Source organism: Actinosynnema sp. NPDC059335, assembly GCF_042752395.1.
Classification (GTDB): domain Bacteria; phylum Actinomycetota; class Actinomycetes; order Mycobacteriales; family Pseudonocardiaceae; genus Actinosynnema.
Map to the genome: position 1 here is coordinate 36,069 of NZ_JBHYXZ010000010.1, position 997 is coordinate 37,065.

Consider the following 997-nt stretch of genomic DNA (forward strand, 5'->3'; position numbering starts at 1 on the left):
CGGGGTGGGCTCGGGGGGGGTGCCGCTCCCCCGGCCCGACGCGGCCGGCGGCGCCCGGGCGGGGGGGGGGGGGGCCCGGCCGGAGCTGACCGACGAGCCGCAGTGGCTCGACCTGCGGGCGTGCGGCGCGTTGCTGGACGCCACCGGCGCGGGCCTGTTCACGTCGGCGGTCGCGTTGTTCCACTGGCACCGGACGGCGAAGTTCTGCGCGGTGTGCGGCGGACGGACGGAGTCCGTCAAGTCCGGGTGGGCGCGGGTGTGCGAGCAGTGCGGGCACGAGGAGTACCCGCGCACCGACGCGGCGGTGATCTGCCTGGTGCACGACGGCGCGGACCAGGTGCTGCTCGCCCGCGGCGCCGGGTGGCCGGAGGGGCGGTACTCGGTGCTGGCCGGGTTCGTCGAGGCGGGCGAGTCGCTGGAGGCGTGCGTGGCGCGGGAGATCGCCGAGGAAGTCGGGGTCGAGGTCGCCGCCATCCGCTACCTCGGCAGCCAGCCGTGGCCGTTCCCGCGGTCGTTGATGGTGGGCTTCGAGGCGGTGGCCGACCCGGCCGAGCCGCTGCGGCTCGCCGACGGTGAGATCGCGCAGGCCAAGTGGGTCGGTCGGGCCGAGGTGCGGCAGGCGCTCGCCGAACCGGGCAGCGTGCCGGACCTGCTGCTCGCTCCCGGCGCGTCGATCGCCTACCGGATGATCCAGTCGTGGGCGGCGGCGGGCTGATCCGGCGCGGCACGGCCGGTCAGGTCGGGCGGGGCAGGGTCGGGCCAGGGCAGCCGGTGGACGAAGTTCGCCTAACCGGTGCCAGGTGATCTCCGGCAGTTCGACGTGCGGCCGGGGCGGGTCGATGCCGGTGCCGACCTCGGTGAAGCAGCGGAACATCGGCGGCCGGGTCCGCAGAGCGGCGAGGGGCCCCCCCCCCCCCCAGCGGGGGGGGGGGGGGGGGGGGTGGGGGGGGGGGGGGCGCTCGAGCGAGGCGGCGGTGGCGGGCGGGGGTCAGATCTC

The 997-nt window shown here is 77.6% G+C and carries 1 protein-coding gene; it reads left to right on the forward strand.

Features of this window, described 5'->3' with window-relative positions; all coding sequences use genetic code 11:
• The coding region (gene nudC, locus ACFXGA_RS05075) for an NAD(+) diphosphatase (RefSeq protein WP_378084500.1) at positions 1-715 on the forward strand (715 nt) is incomplete at its 5' end.
• Positions 716-997: the final 282 nt, after the last annotated feature.